This window comes from Phocaeicola abscessus CCUG 55929 (assembly GCF_000312445.1).
GTDB lineage: Bacteria > Bacteroidota > Bacteroidia > Bacteroidales > Bacteroidaceae > Phocaeicola > Phocaeicola abscessus.
The window spans coordinates 131,845-152,838 of the sequence record NZ_HE997182.1 but is presented as its reverse complement, the minus strand read 5'-3'; the positions used below and the strand labels follow the sequence as shown (position 1 = coordinate 152,838).

Annotated in this window: 16 protein-coding genes; 10 read left to right on the top strand and 6 right to left on the bottom strand. The window is 50.1% G+C overall.

Going from position 1 to position 20,994, the window contains the following annotated elements:
• The first annotated feature begins 37 nt into the window (after positions 1-37).
• The 7 genes from infB (at position 38) to BN102_RS00705 (ending at position 9,088) form a co-directional block, all read left to right on the top strand.
• Complete coding sequence (infB, locus tag BN102_RS00735) at positions 38-3,073, top strand: translation initiation factor IF-2 (RefSeq protein ID WP_019207133.1); 3,036 nt, start codon at positions 38-40, stop codon at positions 3,071-3,073.
• A 116-nt stretch (positions 3,074-3,189) separates the two neighbouring features.
• Positions 3,190-3,687 (top strand): CvpA family protein, encoded by a 498-nt coding sequence (locus tag BN102_RS00730; RefSeq protein ID WP_019207132.1) that lies wholly within the window; start codon positions 3,190-3,192, stop codon positions 3,685-3,687.
• A gap of 2 nt (positions 3,688-3,689) precedes the next feature.
• Complete coding sequence (gene sufB / locus BN102_RS00725) at positions 3,690-5,141, top strand: Fe-S cluster assembly protein SufB (protein ID WP_019207131.1); 1,452 nt, start codon at positions 3,690-3,692, stop codon at positions 5,139-5,141.
• A 14-nt stretch (positions 5,142-5,155) separates the two neighbouring features.
• Positions 5,156-5,914, top strand: coding sequence for a Fe-S cluster assembly ATPase SufC (gene sufC, locus BN102_RS00720; protein WP_036787033.1), 759 nt, complete (start codon positions 5,156-5,158; stop codon positions 5,912-5,914).
• Positions 5,911-7,257 carry a Fe-S cluster assembly protein SufD gene (gene sufD, locus BN102_RS00715; RefSeq protein WP_019207129.1) on the top strand — a complete coding sequence of 449 codons (1,347 nt, stop codon included), beginning with the start codon at positions 5,911-5,913 and terminating at the stop codon, positions 7,255-7,257. Before sufC ends, sufD begins: the two co-directional genes overlap by 4 nt.
• Positions 7,258-7,263: 6 nt before the next feature.
• Entirely contained in the window at positions 7,264-8,478 is a 1,215-nt protein-coding gene (locus BN102_RS00710) for an aminotransferase class V-fold PLP-dependent enzyme (RefSeq protein ID WP_019207128.1), read from the top strand.
• A 1-nt stretch (position 8,479) separates the two neighbouring features.
• The gene (locus BN102_RS00705) at positions 8,480-9,088 is read left to right on the top strand and encodes a ribonuclease HII (protein ID WP_019207127.1); all 609 of its coding nucleotides are present in this window, start codon (positions 8,480-8,482) and stop codon (positions 9,086-9,088) included.
• 384 nt (positions 9,089-9,472) lie between these two features.
• Here BN102_RS00705 and fucP read toward each other — a convergent pair whose 3' ends face one another.
• Together fucP and fucI are read right to left on the bottom strand one after the other, a co-directional pair.
• A complete protein-coding gene (fucP, locus tag BN102_RS00700) occupies positions 9,473-10,810 on the bottom strand; it encodes an L-fucose:H+ symporter permease (RefSeq protein WP_019207126.1) in 1,338 nt (445 codons plus the stop codon).
• 123 nt (positions 10,811-10,933) lie between these two features.
• A complete protein-coding gene (fucI, locus tag BN102_RS00695) occupies positions 10,934-12,706 on the bottom strand; it encodes an L-fucose isomerase (protein ID WP_036787031.1) in 1,773 nt (590 codons plus the stop codon).
• A gap of 367 nt (positions 12,707-13,073) precedes the next feature.
• On the opposite strand from fucI, the gene BN102_RS00690 reads away from it, so the two are divergent.
• Positions 13,074-13,655: a DUF3109 family protein gene (locus BN102_RS00690; RefSeq protein WP_036787027.1), complete on the top strand. Its 582-nt coding sequence runs from the start codon at positions 13,074-13,076 to the stop codon at positions 13,653-13,655.
• Positions 13,656-13,661: 6 nt separating this feature from the next.
• Here the strand turns inward: BN102_RS00690 and BN102_RS00685 are convergent, their stop codons facing one another.
• A complete protein-coding gene (locus tag BN102_RS00685; protein WP_019207122.1) occupies positions 13,662-14,243 on the bottom strand; it encodes a helix-turn-helix domain-containing protein in 582 nt (193 codons plus the stop codon).
• Between the two features lie 218 nt (positions 14,244-14,461).
• Between BN102_RS00685 and BN102_RS00680 the strand changes: the two genes are divergently transcribed.
• Together BN102_RS00680 and BN102_RS00675 are read left to right on the top strand one after the other, a co-directional pair.
• The gene (locus tag BN102_RS00680; protein WP_245545292.1) at positions 14,462-15,661 is read left to right on the top strand and encodes an acyloxyacyl hydrolase; all 1,200 of its coding nucleotides are present in this window, start codon (positions 14,462-14,464) and stop codon (positions 15,659-15,661) included.
• Between the two features lie 88 nt (positions 15,662-15,749).
• Entirely contained in the window at positions 15,750-16,739 is a 990-nt protein-coding gene (locus BN102_RS00675) for a sugar phosphate isomerase/epimerase family protein (RefSeq protein ID WP_019207120.1), read from the top strand.
• A 287-nt stretch (positions 16,740-17,026) separates the two neighbouring features.
• Here BN102_RS00675 and BN102_RS00670 read toward each other — a convergent pair whose 3' ends face one another.
• From BN102_RS00670 to BN102_RS00660, 3 genes are read right to left on the bottom strand one after another with little or no spacing between them, the layout of a single operon-like run.
• Positions 17,027-18,211, bottom strand: coding sequence for an esterase (locus BN102_RS00670; protein ID WP_019207119.1), 1,185 nt, complete (start codon positions 18,209-18,211; stop codon positions 17,027-17,029).
• Between the two features lie 42 nt (positions 18,212-18,253).
• On the bottom strand, positions 18,254-19,072 hold the full coding sequence (locus BN102_RS00665) for a DUF3108 domain-containing protein (protein WP_021311852.1): 819 nt from the start codon (positions 19,070-19,072) through the stop codon (positions 18,254-18,256).
• On the bottom strand, positions 19,069-20,991 hold the full coding sequence (locus tag BN102_RS00660) for an Ig-like domain-containing protein (RefSeq protein WP_019207117.1): 1,923 nt from the start codon (positions 20,989-20,991) through the stop codon (positions 19,069-19,071). Before BN102_RS00660 ends, BN102_RS00665 begins: the two co-directional genes overlap by 4 nt.
• Positions 20,992-20,994: the final 3 nt, after the last annotated feature.

Genomic DNA, 20,994 nt, shown 5'->3' with positions numbered 1-20,994 from the left:
TCCAAGCTTCGATTCTTCGTTATTAATTAAAACAATTATGGCAATAAGACTGAACAAGGTAACAAGAGATTTGAATGTGGGAATATCGACGGTAGTGGAATTCTTGCAGAAGAAGGGTTATGAGATAGAAAGTAACCCGAATGCTAAAATTACCGAAGAACAGTATGAGGTACTTGTGAAGGAATTCAGCAAAGACAAAAAACAAAAGGAAGAGTCGAATAAATTCTTCCAGAAACGTCAGAATAAGGATCGGAGCCGCAATGCCGGTACGGGTGATATGAATGAGAAAAAGAATGATGTCGTAGAAACCGTCATTCCCGAAGAGATCCGTCCGAAGTTTAAATCTGTTGGTAGGATCGATCTGGATAATATTAGCAAGCGAACTGTAACTCCGAAGAAAGAAAAAGAAGAAACAAAGCCTGAGGCGGTGACAGAATCGCAGGAACAAAAGGAGGTTCGACCCGAAGCGATGAAATCGGAATCTGTTTGGGAAGAAGCGAAAGGGGTTATTGCCGGACGATCGGAGCAGGAAGCTGAAAAAGGAACCCCTGCCACAGAAGAAAAAGAGCTGGAAAACATAGTAGAAGATAGATCTGCACAATTGGAACAAGTAGAAGCGATGCCTGTCGTAGAATCGATAAACGAAGATGAGAAAGAGTCGGAAACGGAATCTCCCGGTGCAGCCCAGCAAGAGGAATCAGAAGTGAAGGAAGAAGCCCCCGAGATGAAAGGAGAAAACGCCGATACGGATCCGGTGTTTAAACTGGATACACCAGAGATCAAATCGAAACTGAATGTGGTAGGACAAATCGATCTGGATGCATTGAATCAATCGACTCGCCCGAAGAAAAAATCGAAGGAGGAACGTCGCAAGGAAAGAGAAGAGAAAGATCGGTTGCGCCTCGAACAGCGAAAGCAAATGAAAGATGCTATCATCAAAGAGATTCGTAAGAACGACGATAAAATAGTAAAAGAAGATAAGGGCACGCAGGGTGATGGCAAGAAAAAACGTCGTAACCGCATCAACAAAGAACGGGTGGATCTCGATGCTACGGAAACGATGAATACCGGCAATCAAAGGCGGGATAAGAGCCCCGATAACAAGGATAATGGTGGCAGAGGCGGCAAGAATAAAGACCGTTTTAAAAGAACGGTACATAAGCAGGAAATCAATGACGAGGATGTGGCCAAGCAAGTGAAGGAAACGTTGGCCAGACTCACGAATAAGACCAAGAACAAAGCTGCCAAGTATCGGAAAGAGAAGCGCGAATCCATTCAACAACATCTCATCGAAGAGGAAAAGGAAGAAGAAAGAAAGAGCAAAATCCTGAAGTTGACCGAATTCGTCACGGCCAACGAGCTGGCGAACATGATGAATATATCGGTCACGCAAGTGATCAGCACGTGCATGAGCGTGGGTATTATGGTGTCTATCAATCAGCGTCTGGACGCGGAAACGATCAATCTTGTCGCGGAGGAGTTCGGTTTTAAGACCGAATACATCAGCAATGAGGTAGCTCAAGCTATCGTCGAGGTTCCGGATGAGGAAAAAGATCTGCAACCTCGCGCTCCTATTGTGACGGTGATGGGACATGTCGATCACGGTAAGACTTCATTGCTGGATTATATCCGTAAAGAGAATGTCATTGCTGGCGAGGCGGGCGGTATCACTCAGCATATCGGAGCCTATAACGTAAAATTGGATAACGGACGTCATATAACCTTCCTCGATACCCCCGGTCATGAAGCGTTTACCGCCATGCGTGCCAGAGGAGCGAAGGTAACGGATATCGCTATTATCATTGTCGCGGCCGACGACAGTGTGATGCCTCAGACGAAGGAGGCCATCAATCATGCCGTAGCCGCAGGAGTGCCTATTGTCTTCGCCATCAATAAGATTGATAAACCCCATGCGAATCCGGATAAGATCAAGGAAGAACTGGCCGCTATGAATTTTTTGGTGGAAGAATGGGGGGGTAAATACCAGTCGCAGGATATTTCGGCCAAGAAAGGCATTGGCATAAAAGAACTCTTGGATAAGGTTCTTTTGGAAGCTGATATCCTCGACTTGAAGGCCAATCCGAATCGCAAGGCTACGGGATCCATCATCGAGTCTACGTTGGATAAGGGGCGCGGATATGTCGCCTCGTTGTTGATCTCGAACGGCACGTTGCACATGGGCGACATTGTGATGGCGGGAACTTATTTCGGCCGAATAAAGGCGATGTTCAATGAGCGTAACCAGAAATTGAAAAGCGCAGCCCCGTCCGAGGCCGTTCAGATCTTAGGCTTGAACGGTGCTCCTGCAGCGGGCGATACTTTCCACGTATTCGGTACCGAACAGGAGGCTCGTGAAATAACGAATAAGCGAGAACAGTTGCAACGCGAACAAGGTCTTCGCACGCAGAAGATGCTGACTTTGGACGAGGTAGGCCGCCGCTTGGCTTTAGGCGATTTCCACGAATTGAACGTGATTGTCAAAGGCGATGTGGACGGTTCTGTGGAGGCGTTGAGCGACTCTTTAATCAAATTGTCTACGGAGAAGATAAAGGTCAACGTCATTCATCAGGCTGTCGGGCAGATTACGGAATCGGATGTGACGTTGGCTGCCGCTTCGAATGCCATTATCATCGGTTTCCAAGTTCGTCCTTCGAATACGGCGTCGAAGTTGGCAGAGCAGGAAGGAGTCGATATACGTAAGTACTCGATTATCTACGATGCGATCGAAGAAGTAAAGTCTGCGATGGAGGGCATGTTGGCTCCAACGGTGAAGGAGCAGGAGACTGCCGCCCTTGAAGTACGTGCTGTATACAATATCAGCAAGGTAGGTACGGTTGCCGGCGCTTATGTGACTAAGGGGAAGGTGAAGCGAAATAATAAAGCTCGTTTGATACGCGACGGTATCGTCGTATTCACTGGCTCTATCAATGCGCTGAAGCGCTTTAAAGACGATGTGAAGGAGGTTGGGACCAATTTTGAATGCGGTATCAGCCTGAACGGTTGTAATGATATTAAAGTAGGCGATACGATCGAAACATTTGAAGAGATCGAAGTAAAGCAAACTTTGTCATAACAGGTTTTTAGTAAACGTCCTGAGTGGAAATGTCATCCTGAACGACTCGGAGTTTGCAACGGCATACAGATTTCCACTTTCGTTCGGTATGACATTTTAACTTCGGCAGAGATAAAATGGCAACGATTGATATTATCATCCTTATCTTTATTGGAATCGGCTTCCTGCAGGGATTAATGCAAGGTTTGCTTAAACAGGTCGCTTCCATAACCGGGTTTATTGTCGGATTACTCTTGGCAAGAGCCCTGTTCGGATTAGTGGGCGAACAGTTGGCCCCGACTTTAGGAACGTCTGTCACTGTAGCTCGAGTGATCGCTTTCATCCTGATCTGGGTAATCGTCCCCGTGGGTTTTTCTGTGATTGCTTCGGCCTTGTCAAAGGTCCTGAACGTCGTTCGTTTAGGGTGGCTGAACCGTTGGTTAGGGAGCGGAATCGGAGCTGTGAAGTTCCTGTTGCTGATCGGATTGTGTATTCATCTATTTGAATACATTGACGTAAACGGAGACTTGATTCCGGAGAAGACGAAGCGAGAATCGGTGTTATACGAACCGATAAAAAATCTTACCGGTATATTCTTCCCTGCCACGAAAGGCGTAGTAAAACAAATTTTTTGAATATGCGATCAGAACCCAATAAATATGTGAAGGAGTTGACGCAGGAGAAGTATAAATACGGCTTCACTACGGATGTCCAGACGGAAATTATACCGAAGGGATTGGACGAAAGCATCATTCGTCTTATCTCTGCGAAGAAAGGTGAACCGGAATGGTTATTGAAGTTTCGCCTGAAGGCTTATCGCTATTGGCTGACTATGAAGATGCCTCACTGGGCACATTTGACGATTCCTGAAATTGACTATCAGGCCATATCCTATTATGCCGATCCTACCCGAAAGAGCAAAAAAACTGCGCAGGAAAAAGAGATCGACCCGGAACTGATTAAAACATTCAACAAGTTGGGCATTCCGCTGCATGAACAGCGTCAACTGACGGGGATGGCGGTGGATGCCGTCATGGATTCCGTATCGGTGAAGACCACCTTTCGTCGGACGTTGATGGAAAAAGGAATTATCTTCTGCTCCATGAGCGAAGCTGTAAAAGATCACCCGGATTTGATCCGGAAATACATCGGGTCGGTCGTCGCTTACAGGGATAACTATTTCGCTGCATTGAACTCGGCGGTGTTTAGCGATGGTTCTTTCGTATACGTGCCCAAGGGTGTCCGTTGCCCCATGGAACTGTCTACTTATTTCCGCATCAATGCTGCGCAGACGGGGCAGTTCGAGCGGACATTGATTGTCGCCGATAACGATAGTTATGTCTCTTATTTGGAGGGTTGCACAGCTCCCATGCGCGATGAGAATCAGCTTCATGCCGCCATCGTGGAGATTATCGTACACGACAATGCCGAAGTGAAATATTCTACCGTACAGAATTGGTATCCCGGCGACGCAAACGGACAGGGCGGCATTTTGAACTTGGTTACCAAACGTGGTTTATGCAGCGGAGCGAACAGTAAGTTGAGTTGGACACAGGTCGAAACCGGATCGGCCATCACTTGGAAGTATCCCAGTTGTATCTTGTCGGGAGACCACTCCTCGGCCGAGTTTTATTCGGTTGCCGTAACCAATAACTGGCAACAGGCTGATACGGGAACTAAAATGATTCATCTGGGGAAGAATACGAGCTCTACTATCGTAAGTAAAGGTATCAGCGCGGGCAGGAGTCAAAATTCTTATCGCGGATTGGTGCGTGTCTCCGAATCCGCCGACAACGCCCGCAATTACAGTCAGTGCGATTCTTTGTTGTTGGGCAGCGAATGCGGTGCGCATACTTTTCCTTACATGGATATTCATAACGATACGGCCGTCGTAGAACACGAGGCGACGACGAGTAAAATCAATGAGGATCAGCTGTTCTATTGTAACCAGCGAGGAATACCTACCGAACAGGCTATCGGCTTGATCGTGAACGGTTACGCGAAGGAAGTTATTAATAAATTGCCCATGGAATTTGCCGTCGAGGCTCAGAAACTCTTGTCTGTTTCTTTGGAAGGAACGGTAGGATAATAAACAATAAAATGATGTTACAGATAAAAGACTTGTATGCCGCTATCGGCGGCAAGGAAATATTGAGGGGAATCGATCTGACTGTCAACGAAGGTGAGATACACGCTGTCATGGGGCCTAACGGATCCGGAAAAAGTACTTTAGCGGCGGTACTGGCTGGGAATCCCGCTTATGAAGTTACCAAAGGGACGGTTCTCTTTCGCGGAGAAGATCTGTTGACGCTGAAACCGGAAGAGAGAAGCCATTTAGGACTGTTCCTCTCTTTTCAGTATCCGGTCGAGATCCCCGGCGTGAGTATGGTGAACTTTATGCGTACCGCCGTGAATGAAAAACGAAAATACGAGGGGAAAGAACCTTTGTCTGCAGGTGCTTTCCTTCGAATGATGAGGGAGAGGAAAGCCATCGTGGAATTGGATAATAAACTGACTGATCGGGCTGTCAACGAAGGATTCTCCGGCGGAGAAAAAAAACGCAATGAGATCTTTCAGATGGCCATGCTCGAACCGAGGCTCAGCATCCTCGACGAAACGGATTCGGGCTTGGATATCGACGCCCTGCGTATCGTTGGGAAAGGGGTTACCAAGCTGCGGACTGCCGAAACGAGCTGCATCGTCATCACTCATTACCAGCGTTTGTTGGATTATATCAAGCCGGATATCGTGCACGTGCTTTATGACGGGCGGATTGTGAAAACCTCAGGACCGGAATTGGCGCTCGAACTGGAAAAACGAGGGTACGATTGGATTAAAGAAGAATTGGAAGACGGATTATGAAAGCCGAACAGCAATATATCGACCTCTTTCAGCAGCATGAAGTCCTGATTGATCAGCAGAGTTCCGAAGTGATGAATGCGCTTCGGAAAGATGCTTTTACCGAGTTCAAGCTCCGAGGCTTTCCTTCTAAAAAGACGGAAGAGTACCGATATACGGATGTCGACAAGCTTTTTAGACCGAATTACGGCGTGAATCTGAAACGGATGGAGAGGCTTATCAACCCGTACGAGATTTTCAAGTGTGATGTCCCTCGCATGCGTACGGCACTTTATTTCGTAGTCAACGATTCTTTTTACACCGCATGTCCGACGAGTGCACTCTTGCCAGAGGGCGCGCTCTTGGGCAGTCTTAAAGAATTCTCTTCCGCTCGCCCGGAACTGATACGGAAGTATTACGGACAATTGGCGGATTCGTCGAAGGACAGTATCACGGCGCTGAATACCTGCCTCGCGCAAGACGGATTCTTGCTCTATGTCCCTAAGAATAGGACGGTCGACAAACCGATTCAGCTGGTCAATATACTGCGGTCCGATTGCAATTTGATGGCGAATCGCCGTATCCTGGTCATTTTGGAAGAAGGAGCTCGCGCCCAACTGTTGGTCTGCGATCATGCGATGGATAAGGTAAACTTCTTGACTACCCAAGTGGTCGAGGTGTTCGTCGGCGAGCACGCTTCGCTCGACTTCTACGAGCTGGAAGCGACGCATACGAAGACGGTCCGCTTCAGCAACCTGTATGCCGATCAGGCTGCCGACAGCAAACTTCTACTCAACGGAATGACGCTTCAGAACGGTACGACGAGGAATATGACGCAGGTGTCGTTGAGCGGAAAAGGATCGGAAATGAACCTTTGCGGCATGGCGATCGCCGACAAGAACGAACAGGTAGACAATCATACGCTGATCGATCATCTGGCGACGGATTGCACCAGCAACGAACTGTTCAAGTACGTGCTCGACGATCGGGCGATAGGCGCCTTCGCAGGGAAGATCCTGGTTCGCGAAGGGGCGCAGCGAACCGTTTCGCAGGAAACGAATAAGAATCTTTGCGTCACGAAAGAGGCGCGCATGTATACGCAACCGATGTTGGAGATTTACGCCGACGACGTGAAGTGTGCGCACGGCTCTACCGTCGGACAGTTGGACGAAAGCGCTCTGTTCTATATGCAACAGCGAGGTATCCCTCGTCAGGAAGCTCGCATGCTATTGATGTTCGCTTTTGTCAACGAGGTTATCGATACGATTGCTTTAGACGCGTTGAAAGAGCGTTTGCACGTCCTGGTCGAGAAACGCTTCCGTGGACAGTTGGATCAGTGCGACGGCTGTGCGATCTGTAAAAAATAAACGCTTATGTATGAGGTGCAAAAGATACGGGAAGACTTTCCCATTTTAAGCCGGACGGTTTACGGTAAACCCTTGGTTTATCTGGATAATGCTGCGACTACCCAGAAACCCCGTTCCGTAGTCGAATCGATCGTCGACGAGTACTATTCCGTGAACGCTAACGTACATCGCGGCATTCATTTCCTTTCCCAGAAAGCGACGGAATGCCACGAAGCCGCACGCGAGACGGTGAGGAAATTCCTTCGCGCCCGAAGTACGAACGAAATCGTGTTTACCCGCGGCACCACGGAAAGCATTAACCTGCTGGCCGCCACGTTCTCCGAAAGCCGGATGCAACGGGGCGACGAGGTGATCGTCTCGAGCATGGAACATCACAGCAACATCGTCCCTTGGCAGTTAGAAGCGGCGCGACGCGGCATAGCGATCAAGGTGATTCCCATTGACGACTGCGGCGAGCTAGTGCTCGAAGCATACGAAAAACTCTTCACGAAGAAGACAAAGCTGGTCAGCGTCACACACGTCAGCAATGTGCTCGGAACAATCAATCCGGTCAAGGAGATCGTTGCCATGGCGCATGCTCACGGAGTGCCGGTGATGATAGACGGCGCGCAAAGCATTCCTCACTTGCCTGTCGACGTGCAGGACTTGGATGCGGATTTCTTTGCTTTCAGCGGGCATAAAGTGTACGGGCCTACGGGTATCGGCGTGCTTTACGGAAAGGAAGAATGGCTGGACAGGTTGCCTCCCTACCAGGCCGGTGGCGAGATGATCCGAAGTGTCTCGTTCGAGAAGACGGCTTTCAACGAATTGCCTTTTAAGTTTGAGGCGGGGACGCCGGATTACATCGGATCTACCGCACTGGCGAAAGCCCTGGACTACGTGTCTGCGTTGGGAATGCCTGATATCGCCGCCCACGAACGCGCCCTCACCGCCTATGCCGTGAAGCGCCTGAAGGAGATAAAAGGTATGCGCATTTTCGGTCAGGCGGTTCAGAGGGGAGGAGTGATTTCGTTCCTCGTAGGAAACATTCACCATTTGGATATGGGAACGTTGCTCGACCGTTTGGGAATCGCTGTCCGAACGGGACATCATTGCGCAGAGCCACTGATGAACCGCTACGGCGTCGAAGGCATGGTACGCGCTTCGTTCGGGCTCTATAATACGCAGGAAGAGGCGGATGTCCTGGCGGCAGGCATCGAGCGGGTGAGTCAAATGTTCTGACATGCTATTGCCTTTTTTGAATAAAGACTTGCTTGAGGCGGGGTGCGACGAGGCCGGACGCGGCTGCCTGGCAGGCGCTGTTTATGCTGCCGCCGTCGTCTTGCCTCCGGATTTCGAACACGAAACGCTGACCGACTCCAAACAACTGACGCCGCACCAGCGGTATGCCCTGCGGGAGGTGATCGAGCGAGAGGCGATCGACTGGGCGATAGGACGAGTCGATCCCCAGGAAATCGATGAGATCAACATCCTGAACGCTTCATTCTTAGCCATGCATCGGGCGCTCGATCAACTGAAAATCAGGCCGCAATTCTTACTGATCGACGGCAATCGCTTCCGTCCATACCGAAATCTGCCTTACCGGACAATCGTCAAAGGCGACGGCAAATACCTGTCGATCGCGGCGGCTTCGATCCTTGCCAAGACCTACCGCGACGATTACATGACAGAGCTCGATGCGGCCTACTCGCAGTATGGCTGGAAGCAGAATAAGGGTTATCCCACCAGGCAACATCGTCTCGCGATCAGGAAATACGGAAGCACTCCTTTTCACCGCCTGACATACAATTTGCTCGGCGATGAAAGGCAACTGGACATTCCCTTCGAATGAAGGTAAACGTTGTCGTTCGGCCGAACCTTCCCCGCAGTTTTGGGAAAACTCGGACGGCAACCCCCATTGAGTGGCTCGATAACGTCTAAAATGGATTTTAGCTCCCGCCGAGTGGCTCGATAGCGTCTAAAACGGATTTCAGGTCTCGCCGAGCGGCTCGATAGCGTCTAAAACGGATTTTAGGTCTCGCCGAGCGGCTCGATAGCGCCTAAAACGGATTTTAGGTCCCGCCGAGTGGCTCGATAACGTCTAAAATGGATTTTAGCTCCCGCCGAGTGGCTCGATAGCGTCTAAAATGGATTTCAGGTCCCGCCGAGCGGCTCGATAGCGCCTAAAATGGATTTCAGGTCTCGCCGAGTGGCTCGATAACGCTTAAACTGAATTTTAACTCCTGCCGACTCGTTCTGTCTCTGCGTGTTGGCGTTTGTAAGTACGGAAGCCGTACATGCAAACGACGACGAAGCAGATGAACGGTAAAACGAACGAAACGTGGACGGCTGGCATGCCGTCTATCTTCCCCAAGTCGATAATGCTCGCCTGAAGTGGAGGCAGCACGGAGCCGCCGAGGATAGCCATGATCAGTCCGGCCGCGCCGAATTTCGCATCGTCGCCCAACCCTCTGAGCGCAATCCCGTAGATGGTGGGGAACATCAGAGACATGCATCCGCTGACGGCTACCAGGCAGTATATGCCGTACCGGTTTTGCAGAAAGATAACGCCCATGGTGAAAATCATTCCGCCCACGGCGAAGATTGCCAGCAGCTTGGGCGGGCGGAAGAATTTCATCAGATAGGTACACAGGAAGCGGCTGCATATGAAGAGTAGCATGGCGTAAATGTTATACCGTTGCGACAAGACTTCCGCCGCCTGTTCGCTCATCCCTTCGTGCATGAAAATTCGCGTTCCGTATTGGATGATGAAGGTCCAACACATGATTTGTGCTCCTACGTAGAAGAATTGGGCGATCACTCCTTCGCGATATTTGGGCAGACTGAAGATGCGTTTCAGAGTGGAAACGAAGTGAAGCTGACGGTTTCGATCTCCGTTTTTCGGCATCCGGGTGAACAGGATGAGGAAGAACATCAGGACGATGAAGGCTCCGATTGCCAGGTAGGGAGCGATCAACACGTTCAGGTCGGATGCCTTCAGTGCATTGAACTGATCCTCGTCCAATAGAGCGCGTTCGGCGCTACTGGCGGGGTTCAGTCTTGCCTGTATGAAGTTCATGGCTACGTACATGCCGACGATCGAGCCGCAGGGGTTGAAGCATTGCGCCAGATTGAGCCGTCGGGTGGCGGTCTCTTCCGTTCCCATGCTCAGGATGTAAGGGTTGCAGCTCGTTTCGAGGAACGACAGTCCGCAAGTCATGATAAAGTAGGCCGCCAAGAAATAACCGTACACCCCGACGGCTTTAGCGGGGAAGAAGAACAAGGCGCCTGCGGCGTAAAGCCCGAGTCCGACCAAGACTCCCGCCTTGTAGGAGTACCGGCGGATGAACATGGCGGCCGGGAAAGCCATGGCGAAGTAGCCGCCGTAAAAAGCCACCTGTACCAATGCACCGTCCGTCACGCTCATGCGGAAAATCTTGGAAAAGGCTTTTACCATCGGGTTGGTAATATCGTTCGCGAATCCCCAGAGGGCGAAACAAAAGGTGATCAGCATGAAAGGAATCAGGTAGTTCACACCGTCCTTCCAGAGAAGGGATTGTCTGTTCTCACTCATGGTAACTGTTTTCGGGATGAAAAACACCAGCGAGCGGTCGACGTAAAGGTTTGCGGGAGCTGTTTCCCTTTTGAGTCGAAACCTTCATTTTGACGCCTCCTCCTCGCTGTGCGATATGATGATTTACTTGTAAATGGGGCCGTAATTGGCACAAGCGCGAAAGTCGGCGCCTTCCTTGTCCATACCGAAAGCATTCCACGCAGCTGGGCGGAAGATGTCACTGTCTTTGACGTTGTGCAGGCAAACGGGGATTCGGAGCATGGAAGCTAACGTAATCATATCGGCGCCGATATGTCCGTAAGTGATAGCGCCGTGATTGGCTCCCCAGTTGTTCATGACGGAATAAACGTCTTTGAATGCGTCTTTTGCCGGATCCAAGCGCGGCGTAAACCAAGTAGTGGGCCACGTCGGGTCGGTACGTCGGTCGAGGATCCGATGTATCTCCGGATCGATGTCGACGATCCATCCCTCCGCAAGCTGGAGGACGGGGCCCAGTCCTTTGATCAAGTTGATGCGCAACATGGTAGCGGGCATTTCGCCTTTCGACAGGAAACAGCTGCTGAACCCGCCTCCGCGGAAATAGTCGCGGTCAGCTGGCATCCACGAGGTGGCTTGCAGGCAGTTCGCGATATCTTCTTCGGTCATTTCCCAGAACGGCTTCATCGTGGGAGCGCCCTGCTCGTCCTTGCTCTGCCCTGTGCCGTCCAAGGTCGTAGCGCCCGAGTTGATCAAGTGGATGATGCCGGGAGCGGCGGTGCCGGACAGCGTTCTGCCGGTTACGCGCTTTACGGCCTCCGGGCTCCAATAGGTGCGGACGTCGGAGAATAGCTGCGGGCGGTTGGTCAGGAGATGAGCCAACAGCATGGCGGTGCCGTTGAGCGAATCGTTTTCGGTAGCCAGGATAGACGGTTCGCGCCGGCCGTTCCAATCGAAGGTGGTATTCAATAAAGCTTCCGTGAAGTCGCCGTTCGGCTTCCAATCGGTCCACTGCCGCTGCCCTTGGAAGCCGCCGGCGATGGCATGATGTCCCAAAGCTTCTTCGTGGAATCCCATTGCCGACAACTTCGGATTACCGTGCATAAGATCCATGACGATCAACGTCATCTTCACGATAAATTCCCAATCTGCATCTTTCTGGGTGCGAGTCTTTTGTTTTTCCGGGCGGTTTTTGTCCCAGCCTTCGTTGACTTTACAGTATTTCTCTACCCAAGCCATCGCTTTCTTAAATTCTTCGGGGTCGTAAATACCTTCGTCCATCCGGCGCAGAATCTCTACTTCGTCCACGCTTTCGTTTCGCATGCCGAGGTATTCCTGAAAGAAGTCGTCGTTTACGATTGAACCGGCGATACCCATCGTCACGCTGCCGATCGAAAGGTAGGATTCTCCTCTCAACTCGGCGACTGCTACGGCGCCCTTGGCGAAACGGAGTAATTTCTCTGCCACGTCGTGGGGGATGGAATGGTCTTCCGAGTCTTGCACGTCGTGCCCGTAAATGCCGAAGGCCGGCAGTCCTTTCTGTGCATGAGCCGCCAATACGGCAGCCAGATAGACGGCTCCCGGGCGTTCCGTCCCGTTAAATCCCCAAACGGCTTTGGGCCAGTAGGGGTTCATGTCCATCGTCTCGGAACCGTAACACCAGCAAGAGGTTACCGTAATGGTGGCACCCACGCCGGCACGTTCGAACTTGTCGGCGCAGGTCGCGCTTTCCGCCACTCGTCCGATGGTGCTGTCTGCAAGGATACATTCGACGGGAGCGCCGTCTTTATACTTCAGGTTTTTCGATATCAAATCGGCTACGGCTTGCGCCAAAGCCATCGTCTTGTGTTCAAGACTTTCGCGTACGCCGCCTTGCCGACCGTCTATGGTGGGGCGTATACCAATCTTCGGATGTTTCATGTGATGATGATAAGTTAAATATTGCTGTTTTTCAACGTACAAAGGAAGGCATTTTCGGTAGAAAGAGCAATATAGAACGAATGTTATGCAACATGATTATAAGGGAATTTAAGTTAATATCCTGCGAACGAGACGATGATTTTCGGCGGGTTTTTCCTAACTTTGCATCCGATTGACGATAGCAGATTAAAATATGATTATGAACAGAAAAACGTTTTTGATCATTCTCGACACTTGGGGCGCCGGCCACGGCGGGGAAAATGATGCGATCGCTAATTGCCCAGTAGACATGCTCGTCCCGAATGAAGCGGATCTTTTCACGTTTGGACTTTAGTCGGAATTATCTTATATGCAGATAGGCACAACGATGATAGAGGTAGGCGATGTGGTCGTCTCATTGGATATTTTCAGGGAGAAATTTCTCTGCGACTTGAATGTTTGCCGGGGAGCCTGTTGCATCGAAGGCGATGCCGGAGCTCCGCTGGAATCGGAGGAAGTGTTGGAAATCGAAGACGCCCTGCCCGTTGTCTGGAATGACCTCGCGCGGGAAGCTCGTGCCGTTATCGATAGGCAAGGCATAGCCTGTGTCGACCAAGAAGGCGATTTGGTGACGTCGGTCGTAAGCGGAAAGGATTGCGTCTTTACTTGTTATGACGAGAAAGGTTGTTGCAGCTGTGCTTTGGAGAAAGCTTATCGCGTCGGGAAGATCCGATTCTGCAAACCGATCTCCTGCCATCTTTATCCGATCAGGGTCAAGGATTTCGGGCGATTCAAAGGGGTGAACTACGACCGACGGGAGGTGTGCAAGGCGGCGGTCGTCCTTGGCCGGAAGAGCGGTCTCCCCCTCTATAAGTTTTTGAAAGATCCGTTCGTCAGGAAGTTCGGCGAGGAGTGGTACGAGGAATTGGAACTCATTGGCGAGGAATTGAGAAAGGGTGGTTATCTCTGACATTTGTCACACCTCGTCCAACGGCTTCCGTCTATGTTCTTTGATGGCTTTGAAATGAGATGGTGTCAGACCGGTAACGCTTTTGAATTGTGATGAGAAATAAGCCGTGCTGCTGTAGTTCAGTTTGTCGGCAATCTCGTTGATGGTCAGCTCACCGTAAACTAATAGCTCTTTCGCTCGTTCTATTTTCTGCGCGATGAGGTATTTCTCGATGGTGGTGTTAGTCACTTCGCTGAACAGCTTGCTCAGCGAGCCGTAATTCCTGTGCAGTTTATCTTGCAGGTAATCGCTCAGGTTCGTCTTCAGTGCCTCGTCGTGATGGTGTACGACGTCGACGATCGTGTTCTTTATTTGTTCTATCAGCTGCTCTCGTTTGTCGTCCAGCAGTTCGAAACCGAAGGGCCCGATCGCTGCTCTTACTTGTCGGCGGACGGCTTCCGTGATCGTTTCCCGAAGGATCGCTTCGCCCAGGCCAACCGATTGCGGATGCAGTCCGAGCCTTTCCAGCGATGCCCGTACGACCATGATGCAGCGGTTGCAAACCATGTTCTTGATATGTAAGGTATGTGCTTGGGCGGAGGTATCCATGATACGCAGAAATGAAAGTTCGAACAAAAATAACGATTTTATTCCAATAACGAGGCGTCGATTTTCTTAAATCTTTTATTTCCGTTTTCTCCACTGCCAAATAGGGGTGAAAAAGTTGTCGGTTCTTTTAAATAAGTCTTATATTTGTGCTGTTTGAATTTTAAGAGCAGGAAAGCGAGGGCATGCAACATTTGAAGAAAGGGATAAGAGATGCGTTAATGGGAGTTGTTTTTTCAATGCCTCTTTTGTGTCATGCTTCCCTTGCCGATACGCTCTTATTGCCGGTCGACTCTCTCCCTTTCGGCAAACGAATCGTTCATCAGGTGAACATCGAGTATCAGCCTGCCTTTGTCTTTCGTTCCAATCCGTTTTTGAAAGGCATCAATTACGCGAATAAGAAATCGGGATACGGCGACTCCTATCATTTGAAGTATGCTTTCCGTTTTCGTCCGGAGTCTGTGCTCGGTCGGATCTATCCGGGATCCTATCAAGGCATAGGTCTTTCCTTCAGTCGATTCGGCTTGTCGGACGAGTTGGGCGATCCGGTCAGCTTCTACCTTTTCCACGGGGCGACGATCGTTTCTTTCGCTCCTCGCCTGTCTTGGAATTACGAATGGAATTTTGGCCTCTCGTTGGGGTGGAAGCCCTATGATCCCGATACGAATGATTATAATCAGATGATCGGTTCACGGACAAATGCTTATTTGAATATCGGCAGTTACCTGAGCTGGAAGCTCTCTCCCCTGTTCGATCTGCATGTGGGCGCTTCGCTGACTCATTTCTCGAATGGAAACACGAAATTCCCCAACGCCGGATTAAATTCCGCCGCATTTAAACTCGGACTGGTGTATAACTTCAACCGGACTACGGAGCCGGTCGGTTCCCAAACGGTTGTCATACCTCCTTTCAGGCGACATATCAGTTATGATCTGATCTTCTTCGGTTCGTGGCGGAAAAAGGGCGTTTATCTCGGTGACGAACGCGTTGCCGCTCCGCATACGTATGGGGTAGGCGGGTTTAACTTCACCCCGATGTGTCATTTTAGTTATCGCTTTCGGGCAGGACTCTCTCTCGACGGCGTGTTCGATGCCAGTGCGAATCTGGTGACCGAGGATTACATCTCCGAGACGATGCCTGATTTTTATGCTCCGCTGTTGACTAAACAATTGGCTTTAGGGCTGTCCGGAAGGGCAGAGTACGTCATGCCGTTCTTTTCGATCAATGTCGGTTTCGGTGCGAATGTACTTCATCGGGGGGGAGATTTGAAAGGTTTCTACCAAGTGCTGGCGCTGAAGATCGACATGAGTCGGAATCTCTTTCTGCATATCGGATACAATTTGCAGGATTTTAAAAATCCGAATTATCTGATGTTGGGTTTCGGTTTCCGTTTTCATTCTGTAAAACCGAAGTTATTTTAGAGAATGATTGAAAAAATCGAAAGAAAAGTACCGCATGTGAAATATATTCTTTAATTTTACCCCGATCAATGACTTAAAAATAGATGCTATGATTAGAAGAGATTTCTTAAAAGCTACCTCGTTGTTGACGATGGGAGCTTTAGCGGGTTGCACTCCGAAGACGAAACCTGAAGGAGCGGATGCAAGGGAGACAAACAATGTTCACAAAACATTGGGTTTACAAATTTACACCTTAGGACCGGAACTCTATGCCGGCGATCTGGCAGCCAACTTGAAGCGCATCAAGGAGATGGGCATCGATAACCTCGAGTTGGCGGGGTACAATCCGGCTAACAGCAAGATCGGCGGGGTGGATATGATGGAATTTAAGCAGAAAGCGGAAGATGCGGGCCTGACTATTGTCAGTTCGCATGTGAATCCACCGCAACTCTTTGCCGGCGTTGCAGGAAAGGAGAAAAGAAGTTCGGACGGCATGTTCTCTGCTTCCATGAAAGATGCCATTCTGGAATCGTGGAAGAAAATCGCCGACGACCATGTGAAGTTAGGCGTAGAATACGTCGTGGAACCGATGATGCCGATTCTGTCCAGCGAAGAAGCCGTAAAGAGCTTCTGCGACATCCTCAATGCCTCGGGAGAAGTCGTGAAAGCCGCCGGACTTCGATTCGGTTATCATAACCATAACATGGAGTTCGCCCGCGTCGTTCCGGGTGGTAAAGAGGCCACATTCGGAACGCTTTTCACTAAGAGGGAAGGAACTCAGATCCTCGACCTGTTCTTAGCCAATACGGATCCCGAGAAGGTACTGTTCGAGATGGATGTCTATTGGACGGTCATGGGGCAGAACGATCCGGTGGAATACTTGCAGAAAGCTGCTGATCGGATCCATATGTTGCACATTAAAGACCGCATGGTATTGGGCCAGTCGGGGATGATGAACTTCGAAAATATCTTCAACCAGTTCTATGCGAACGGAATGAAGTACTTCTGGATCGAAATAGAAGATACGCATAGCGGCAAACAGTTCGACAGGGTGAAAGCAAGCGTCGATTACTTGTTGAAAGCCTCGTTTGTAAAATGATCGCTTGTCCGATCTAATAATCGCCTCCCTTAAGATCAACCTTAAGGGAGGCGGTGTCTTCAGGAGCCTGTTTCGAAACGAATGCTTCCGCATAATGAGGGCGATTTGATTCTTTTATTATCATAATCCTCAATATGATTTTCTAAAGTCTTTATGAAAACTTCCGCTGATTGAAAATTTTCAGGGGAGGAGTTTTTACTTTCAAAAAGCTGCCCGTCTCGTGACGCCGAAATCCCTATTCTGACGCGGCGTACATATTCCCTTTTACTTCGGCATTACAGAAATATCTATCGGAACAGTAAGGGGGCGAACTGTGACAAATAAATCCGCCAATTTTTCCAGATATGCCCTTCGCCGGTTTCGTAATATGTATACCGATAATCGTGTTTATCCAGGATCTGTCGGAAATCGACGTTGGCTTTGTACAGGAAGTCTTTCTCGCCGATGCCGATCCAATATAGCGCAGGCTTCTTGTCGAACTGCACCTTCAACTTCCCTTCCAAGTCGTCGTAGACCGGTGATCGAGCATCCTTACGAGGCGTTACCGCTGCGGAGAACAAGCCGACGTAATCGAACAGATCGGGATAATATTTAGAGATATGCAAGGCATGGAAACCTCCCATGGAAAGGCCGGCGATAGCCCGATTGGCCTTGTTGTTTATCGTACGGTAATGCTTTTCCACATACTTCAGCACATCGGGGAAGGCTTCTTCAAAACTGCCTTGCATAAAGACTTTGCTCGACTGCGCTTTCTCGTCCGGAGCGAACCCCGGAGCTCCTTCCTGATCGACATTGCCGTTGGGCATGACCAGGATCATCGGCTTGGCCTTTCCCTGTGCAATGAGGTTGTCGAGGATCTGCGAGGCTCGTCCCAGCGTCATCCATGCTTCTTCGTCGCCGCCCATGCCATGTAACAGATAGAAGACGGGGTAACGTCGGCGGCCGTCTTCATAGCCGGCGGGGGTGTAGACCGTCATGCGTCGCTGCATGCCTAACGTCGGGCTGTCGTACCACACCTTGGCGATCGTTCCGTGCGGCACTTCGTTGACTTTGTACAGATCGCCCTGCCCGCCGCCGACCAAAAAGATATTGCTCAAGGTGGCCACGTCACGGTTCACGTTTGTATTCGCAGGGTCGAGCATTTTCAGATCATCCGCGATGAAGGCGTAGCTGTAAAGCTCCGAAAGCAACGGCTCAGGCGTAGTGTATTCCCAGACGCCGTCGTCGGTCTCCGTCAGTTCGGCAAGGCCGGAAGTCTCCGCTTCGCCGCGCGGGGTTTGAATCTTTCTGGGAGGGAGGAAATCGCCCGTAATCTGAACGCGGACAGCTTTAGGAGCTTTTAGTCGGAAGGTGACCGTACGGTCGGGGTGAATTTCGGGAGAGACGACGGGAGCGCGGTCCCATAAAGCTTGTTGAGCGAAGGTTGCCAGGCCGATGAGCAAAGCAATCCAGAGAGTGAATGTTCTTTTCATATAATACTTGGTTTAATAATTGATTCCAACCGCATCCATCCGTCACCGACCATCTTCCACGACCGAGGTCAGCGGATGTCGGTTGCCTTTGATGCTCGAGAGGAAGGCTTTCGCCGAACCGAAACTCAGGTAGAGGTCCAAGCGTACGGGCAGATGGTTCAAGTCGTCGGTCACGAAGAAGGTGATGACTTCTCGTTCCCGGTTTTTCTTGTCGTATTCCACCAACGAGAAAACCAGGCACCGATAATTCACGCCGTCTTCCGCCTTGAAATTTTTCTTTCCGCGATAGATCAGCGTCTGTTCCTCGATCGCTTTCCCCGTCGCCATCTGGAAGAGGATCCGGTCTCCTATCCGATAGTTGGCGGAATCGTAGGAACGGGCTTGCAGAAGGATGCTCAGCATGTCGAAGATACATTCGTCCCTCTTCTCGTTCGCATGAACCGTGCCGTGTTCCGGTCGGTATCGTTGCTGGCGGACGTGGCATTTGTTTCCTTCGTAGGAGAACCATATTTCGTCTACCGTATAGCGCTTCCCTTCTTCCGCTCCTTTTCTGAAATACCACGGTTGCAGCTGGCGGGAGGTGATGCAGGTCAACGTGTCGCGCATCTTGAAGAAGTGATCGATTTTTCTGTTTGTGGTCGAGTAGAGCATAGTGGTGAAACTCGGTTTGCCGTTGTAAGTGGAGGCGACGAGATTCATCTTCGCATAGCCGGCATTCAGCCACACGAATTTCCAGTTGAACTTCAGTTTATAAGTCAGTTCCTCACCGGCCTGTATGGCATCGTTGGTGGCGATGCATTGCGCATTCGCTCCAAACGCGAGACTTATCAGGGGCAATACTAATAGCATTATTCTCTTCATGAACGGTTTAATTTTTTAGCTCGTTCAGCATTTCTGTTCTTCACTTTTCTCTCCTGCTCAGGTTTCTGTTTCTTTATCTCATCCAATTTCTGCCGATCGAGGGGCAGGGCATGCACTTCCCACGTTTCCTCAAATTCGAAATTGGCTTTCATTTCCCATACTTTAGGGAAGTAATACATTTCTTCTGGCTGCAAGTGTCGCTCATAGTTCCCCGTATCCCACACGCCGTTTCCGTTGCGGTCGACGAACATTCGGATATAGAACTTTGTTCCCGGATTCAGGAAGTAGAAATCGGCTGTTCCATCTTTGGTCACGGACGTTGTGCGCAGCACTTTCCCTCCTCCGTCCAGCAATTCGACGATACCCCCCTCACCGTCCGGAATATTCAGCAGGATGGTTCCGTAGTGATCGAGCGGCTGGGTTTTCATCGCCATCGGTTTTATGGGATCCGAGCAGTGCCCGTAGATGCCTACGAAAGCCATCGAGTCCACTCCTATCTGGTATTCTTTGTCCGGTTCCCATTCGGCCATCACCTGATACTGTCTGGGTACGACCGGATCGGCGACAAAGATGAAAGGCAGATCATGCCAGGTAGAATCTACTTTCAGCTGCAGATGGATGGCGTTCGTATCGATTTGAGCCAAAGGTTCTTCGAAGGAGAACTGTACATTCCTGTCCAGATCCAGGGTACTGGGAGCATCCATTTTCATTTTCAGGAATTCTTTTTCCGCTTCGATCTTTTCTCCTCGTTTTTCTTTTCTCTTTCTTTCCTTGGCTTGTTTCTCTTCTTCTATCTTCCGCATCCTCTCCCGTTGAGCTCGATCGTATTTATTGGCGAGGTACAGCGTATCCGTTTTCGGAGCCAACTTATCCAAGGTATCGGTGGCCCAGTAATCCATCCGGACCACCAGCGTATCCATATTATACACCAGCGAATCCTTTATCCAGTAACAGATGGAATCGTTCGTGACGGTCGCCTCGACGATAAAGGCGTTACCCGCATTGAAATTCAAGCCTTTCAGGGTAGGTAATGTATCCGCTTTAGCACTGAAAGTAAGTATGAAGTGATTCAACTTGTCGCGCGTGAAATTTTTCAAGTATTGCCGGTCGTTCTCCGCCTTAAAGGCGCGAAGCACCACATCGTCGGGTAGATAGTGCATATACCCGACCGTCTTTATCGTATCGATGGTCAAAGAGTCTACCCAGACCGTATCTTGCCTCGTATCCGGCTTCAAACTCGGAATGATGATGGAATCGCTAAAGGCGATTTGCTCTGTTTTGGAATCGTAAAGATAGTTCTGATTGCCGTCCATCAGCGCGAAAATATGATATTTCCCCGGGGCTACGCCGCGGATGGAAAAACGCCCCCGACTGTCGGTGCGCGAGATGCGATCGAACGGGAGCTTGGTAAAAGCGGAATCGTTCAAATTGGAATGCAACCCGACCGAGATTCCTTTCACGGGTTCCAAATCTTCCGCATTCAGGACTGTTCCCGCTACCTCCATCGTATCGATCGATTGGCCGGTAGAAAAAGTGAAGGCAAAATTACCTAAAGGATTGCCTTCGTTATTGTCGACAATCGCGTCCGAGAAGTCGATTGTATAGGTAGCATTCGGTTTTAAGGAGTCAATCAATTCTATTTCTATCTTCTTTCCGTTCGCTTTAATCTCCGGTTGCTCCAACTGCGGAGGAGAGATCACCACCTTCTCCGAAGCTTTTTCTATTTTGACGTATTCATCGAATAAGATAGAAATCTTCTTCGCCTTGCTACCCGTCTCGCCCTGTCGCGGAGTGCTGCTCAGGAAACGGGGCGGCATCTCGTCGTAAGGGCCGCCGTCGGGATGCCCCGTACTGGCGCAAGCATAGACGAGGACGATCAGCCCGAAAACGAGCAGAGGATAGTTTTTTTTCAAATTCATGGA